6 protein-coding genes are annotated in these 5,485 nt (G+C 41.0%); 5 read left to right on the plus strand and 1 reads right to left on the minus strand.

Features of this window, described 5'->3' with window-relative positions:
* The first annotated feature begins 301 nt into the window (after positions 1–301).
* The 5 genes from ACT8YW_RS21485 to pncB all read left to right on the plus strand — a co-directional run bounded on the left by ACT8YW_RS21485 (position 302) and on the right by pncB (position 5,107).
* Positions 302–1,240 (plus strand): DUF1848 domain-containing protein, encoded by a 939-nt coding sequence (locus ACT8YW_RS21485; RefSeq protein WP_444107088.1) that lies wholly within the window; start codon positions 302–304, stop codon positions 1,238–1,240.
* 373 nt (positions 1,241–1,613) lie between these two features.
* Positions 1,614–2,393, plus strand: a complete 780-nt coding sequence (gene hdhA / locus ACT8YW_RS21490; RefSeq protein ID WP_444107089.1) for a 7alpha-hydroxysteroid dehydrogenase — start codon at positions 1,614–1,616, stop codon at positions 2,391–2,393.
* Between the two features lie 137 nt (positions 2,394–2,530).
* A complete protein-coding gene (locus ACT8YW_RS21495; RefSeq protein ID WP_444107092.1) occupies positions 2,531–3,196 on the plus strand; it encodes a TetR/AcrR family transcriptional regulator in 666 nt (221 codons plus the stop codon).
* Positions 3,197–3,240: 44 nt separating this feature from the next.
* Positions 3,241–3,771: a hypothetical protein gene (locus ACT8YW_RS21500; protein ID WP_444107090.1), complete on the plus strand. Its 531-nt coding sequence runs from the start codon at positions 3,241–3,243 to the stop codon at positions 3,769–3,771.
* A 169-nt stretch (positions 3,772–3,940) separates the two neighbouring features.
* A complete protein-coding gene (pncB, locus tag ACT8YW_RS21505; protein WP_444107091.1) occupies positions 3,941–5,107 on the plus strand; it encodes a nicotinate phosphoribosyltransferase in 1,167 nt (388 codons plus the stop codon).
* A 1-nt stretch (position 5,108) separates the two neighbouring features.
* Here the strand turns inward: pncB and ACT8YW_RS21510 are convergent, their stop codons facing one another.
* Positions 5,109–5,423: a HigA family addiction module antitoxin gene (locus ACT8YW_RS21510; RefSeq protein ID WP_007766540.1), complete on the minus strand. Its 315-nt coding sequence runs from the start codon at positions 5,421–5,423 to the stop codon at positions 5,109–5,111.
* Positions 5,424–5,485 lie beyond the last annotated feature (62 nt).

The following is a 5,485-nucleotide window of genomic DNA, read 5'->3' on the forward strand; positions in this document are numbered from 1 at the left end:
GTATAAAAACAAAAAATGGCTACTCATCACGAGCAACCAATCTTTTGTTAACCTTAAATCTAATACTTATGAAAAAAACACTGTACAAAGGTACCATATTTCAGGTAAATAGCAAATTTTAGAGCCTAAACAGCCCATATTATAACAGGGTTTAATACTCTGGGAAGCGCATTAACATTTCAGACTTCACACGTTAACATTTAACATATTCATTCACACTAGTTACTTCTTGGGTAAGTAAGAATACAAAAAAGAGGGAATCATTGAAACAACATCGTCTTTTTTTTTGTAACTTTGAACTATGATAATCAGTGCCAGCCGCCGGACAGATATTCCGGCATTCTATTCCCAGTGGTTTTTCAACCGGATTAAAGAAGGATATGTATTAGTGCCCAATCCATATCATCCGAAAATGATTAGCAAGATCTCTCTATCTCCTGCTGTAGTAGATTGCTTTGTTTTCTGGACCAAGAACCCAGCACCTATGCTCAACCAACTGGAGAAATTGCAGGATTACAACTATTACTTCCAATTTACACTTAACCCCTACGGAGAAAAGCTGGAAAATCATTTGCCCTCCATTGATAAACGAATGGATACCTTTAAAAAGCTGGCTGATAAAATCGGCAGGGAAAGGGTGATCTGGAGATATGATCCGATACTGACGAACGAGGAATACAATGTTTCTTTCCACCAGGAAGCATTTGCCCGGATTGCCGACGAACTCAAAGACCATACTGCCAAATGTATGCTGGGATTCATAGATCATTACCAGCATATCCGGAACTCTGTACGGTTATTCAACATCCATCCGCTGACTCAAGAGGAAATAGAAGAAATGGCTGTCTCCTTTAAAAAAACAATCGACGTTTATCCCGACATACAGCTGGATACTTGTACTGTAAAAGTGGATTTAAGACATTTAGGTATTCCGAGCGGCCTGTGTATTGATAAGGATCTGATAGAAAAGATCATCGGTTGTCCTATCCTCGCCCAAAAGGATAAAAACCAGCGTAACATCTGCAACTGCATTGAAAGCATTGATATCGGAACTTATGAAAGTTGCCTGAACGGATGTATTTATTGTTATGCCATCAAAGGCAATTATAACACGGCAGTATATAATAGGAGGAAACATGATAAAAACTCACCGCTACTCATCGGCCATTTATCCGAAGATGATATCGTAAAGGAACGGGAGATGAAAAGCTTGCGGGATAACCAATATTCGTTGTTTTAATCTCTTCGGTCTGCAGTTGACTTACAGGCATAAAAAAAGGCTATCTATCCCAGACAGCCAATCTTTTGTTAACCTTAAATCTAATACTATGAAAAACACAGTACAAAGATACGGACTTTTCGGTTATCTCCAAATTTTGAGGCCAAAGCAGCGTATCTTATAACATGGTTTAATAGAATCAGAGCCGCATTAACAAATGAGTGGCCAGGCATTAACATTTAACAGTTTTCTTAAATAATCAGAGCGTAAAACTGGAAAAGATGCAAAAGTTTTCGAATCGAACACCTTATCTTATTAAAGAGAGTTTATGAGGGCTAACAAATTCCTCTGCCAGCTGTTTCTAATAGTAAGGTAACCATCAAATTCCCATTATATGAACAGATTCGAAAATAAAGTAGTTGTCATCACCGGTGCCGCCGGTGGTATCGGCGAAGCAACCACACGCCGCATTGTCTCCGAAGGAGGCAAAGTAGTCATCGCTGACCATTCCGAGAAAAGAGCGGAGCAGCTTGCCAACGAACTCACGCACGCAGGGGCTGACGTGCGTCGTGTCTATTTCTCCGCCACCGAACTCCAGAGTTGCAAAGAGTTGGTTGATTTTTCCATGAATGAATATCAAAGAATAGATGTACTGATTAATAATGTAGGAGGAACTGATCCCAAACGTGACCTTAGCATCGAAAAGCTGGACATCAACTACTTTGACGAAGCATTCCATCTGAATCTCTGCTGCACGATGTATCTTTCCCAACAGGTCATTCCTATTATGACTGCCAATGGTGGTGGGAACATTGTCAACGTAGCTTCCATAAGCGGACTTACGGCTGATGCCAACGGTACTTTATACGGCGCCAGCAAAGCGGGTGTCATCAACCTGACGAAATATATCGCTACTCAAATGGGAAAGAAAAACATCCGTTGCAACGCCGTAGCTCCGGGACTGGTACTTACTCCCACTGCATTGGACAACCTGAATGAGGATGTACGTAATATCTTCCTCGGTCAATGTGCCACTCCTTATCTGGGAGAACCGGAGGATGTTGCAGCTACCATCGCTTTTCTGGCTTCGAACGATGCCAGATACATCACCGGACAAACGATTGTGGTGGATGGCGGACTGACCGTTCATAATCCGACAGTGGCGTTATCATAAAACGACCGGATAACGTATTATCGGTAAAGATGATAAGTTATTAACCGACAAGCATCACAAAAAATAATCTCTTTTTCCTTGATGTTACCGATAGGAAACATACCTTTGTGACCAGTCAGTAACAAAAGTATCAAAGTATAGAAAAAGAGATTACTAAAAACAGACAGGCTACGGAAATGACCCTGATTAAAGCCGTCAACAACATCATTGAAGAAAGCGGCTTCGAAGGGTTGGGCATCAATGCGGTAGCAGCCAAGGCCAAAGTTTCAAAAATGCTTATCTACCGTTATTTCAATTCGCTGGATGGACTGATAGCAGCCTACATTCAGCAGAACGACTATTGGATTAATTTCGATGAAGAGTTACCGGATCAGGCTCATTTAGCCGCATTTATCAAGCAGATATTCAAAAGACAAATCATGCGGTTACGGGAGAATTATACATTGAAACGCCTGTATCGCTGGGAACTGACAACGGACAATAAGTTTGTGAAAGAGTTGCGCAACAAACGGGAAGAGAAAGGAATCTGGCTGGTAGAGGCAGTCAGCAAACTATCAAACATCCGAAATCCGAAATCGGCCAAAGAAGGAGACGCCAATTACTCCGGTGGAAAAGAAGGGAGCGGACAACCTGCCCTTGTCTACGCAGCAGAAGTAGATTTGACTTCCGGCAAAAAAGAATTTACAGCCAAACTGATCGGACACAGCAGCCCGGATGGAAGTAATGGAGATCTTACCAAAGATACTTCTTCACTCACAACTGCATTGCATATCGTTAAAAGCATAACCGTGTATGTGCAATAGCAGTAGCTAACCATCGTATTATCAGACTCTATCCTTGCATCATTATGAAGAAATTTATATTCATCTTTGCGCTGCTATCTTTCATCACTGTATGTGCCGACGGACAAACAGACAACGGACGTCTCTCTTACACTACATATATCGGGACAGGTTTTTCTATGAATCAACCTTCTTATACGCCTTTCAACTGGCAAATCGTCAATCATTACCACATCAGTCAACGGTTTGCCATCGGTGCGGGCAGCGGACTTTCTGTTTACGAGAAGCTGCTCATTCCGCTTTATGCCAGTGCGCAATTTTATATAACGAAGTCCAGGAGACTGACTCCTTATCTGGAATGTCATATCGGTGGGTCTTTTGCCACAGACAGAGAAGCAAACGGAGGCTTTTACCTCTCTCCTTCCATCGGTGCACAATTTAAAGTCAACCGGAAATTTAAACTGAATTTGATGGCAGGTTATGAACTCCAGAAACTGGAACGGACAAAGAAACAGGAAGATCCATATTTCCATACGACGTTTAAGGAAGAATTGTCGCATCATTCCATTACGCTGAAAATCGGCTTGACTTATTGAGGAAACTATAATAAGAGATAAGGAATTTGCCATTGCGAACAGAATATATATTCAGATCCTGGCTTTATTCCCTTCGAATAAAAAAAGGCATAATTATTAATGATTAAGTCGTTATATTATTCAACAAATACTAACTTTACGACGTTATAAAATATAAAGAGCGAACGAAATGATTGTTAAGACATTACTAGATACCGATCTTTATAAGTTTACCACATCGTATGCTTATATCAAACTGTTTCCCTATGCAATGGGCACGTTTAGTTTCAACGACCGGAATGAAACTCAATATACCGAAGATTTCCTGAAGGCACTCAAGACAGAGATTAAGAATCTTAGTCAGTTGAGGTTTACGGAAGAGGAGCTGGAATATATGACGAAAAACTGCAGATTCCTTCCGAGGGTCTACTGGGAGTGGTTATCTTCTTTTCGTTTCGACCCGAATAAGATTGATATTCATCTGGATGAAGCCTGTCATCTTCACATTGAGGTGACTGATTTGCTCTATAAAGTGACACTGTATGAAGTGCCTTTGCTCGCGATTGTCTCTGAAATCAAAAACCGTTTCTTTGGCAATATAGCAGACATGAACGAGATTCTTTGCAAGCTATCGGAGAAAATAGAATTATCGAATCAACATCAGCTCCGCTTTTCCGAATTCGGCACACGGAGAAGATTCTCCATTGATGTGCAGGAAACGGTTATCAAGAAGCTGAACGAGACGGCACATTATTGCACCGGAACTTCCAACTGTAACTTTGCAATGAAATATGGAATGAAAATGATGGGGACTCATCCACATGAATGGTTTATGTTTCACGGAGCACAGTTCGGATATAAACATGCCAACTATATGGCACTCGAAAACTGGGTGAATGTTTATGACGGGGATTTGGGTATCGCACTTTCCGATACATATACTTCCGGTATCTTCCTTAGTAACCTTAGCCGCAAACAGGCTAAACTATTTGACGGAGTGCGTTGCGATTCCGGTAATGAGTTTGAGTTTATCGACAAGCTGGTTGCTCGTTATAAAGAGTTGGGAATTGATGCGACGACCAAAACCATCGTTTTCAGCAATGCCCTCGACTTTACAAAGGCATTGGATATTCAAGAATACTGCCAGAACAAAATACGCTGCTCTTTCGGAATCGGTACCAACCTTACCAATGATACCGGATTCGAGCCTTCGAACATCGTGATGAAACTGACACAATGTAAGATGAATGTCAATCAGGAATGGAGAGAATGTATCAAACTGTCTGATGATGAAGGAAAACATACCGGCAGCCTTGAAGAGGTACAGGCTTGCCTGTATGAGTTACGACTCAACTAAATTATAACAATGTTGCACATATTTTCCGTAAGTTCTCCAAATGCGCCATAACATTCTTATCCTTTCGGGCAATTTGCATATTATATCTTGTCTGCATGTTCACCAACAACTCCGCATTTATATCGGTAGCAGCTTCAATCAACAAAGCAAAATCCGTAGATACAGGACGACGCCCATTCAATATATCATTCAGCATCGTATACGACACTCCTACCACCTCTGCAAATCGTTTCTGCGATATTCCACGAGATTGTAATTCTTCTTTTATAATCTCTCCCGGATGTATTGGAACAAAAGAATACCCTAAATTAGACATACTATTCTTATTTATGCGAATCAGCAGTTGACAATCTTCTACCTTTTCGCTTGTTAAAATGT

Source organism: Bacteroides sp., assembly GCF_052357945.1.
In the GTDB taxonomy this organism is placed as follows: Bacteria; Bacteroidota; Bacteroidia; order Bacteroidales; family Bacteroidaceae; genus Bacteroides.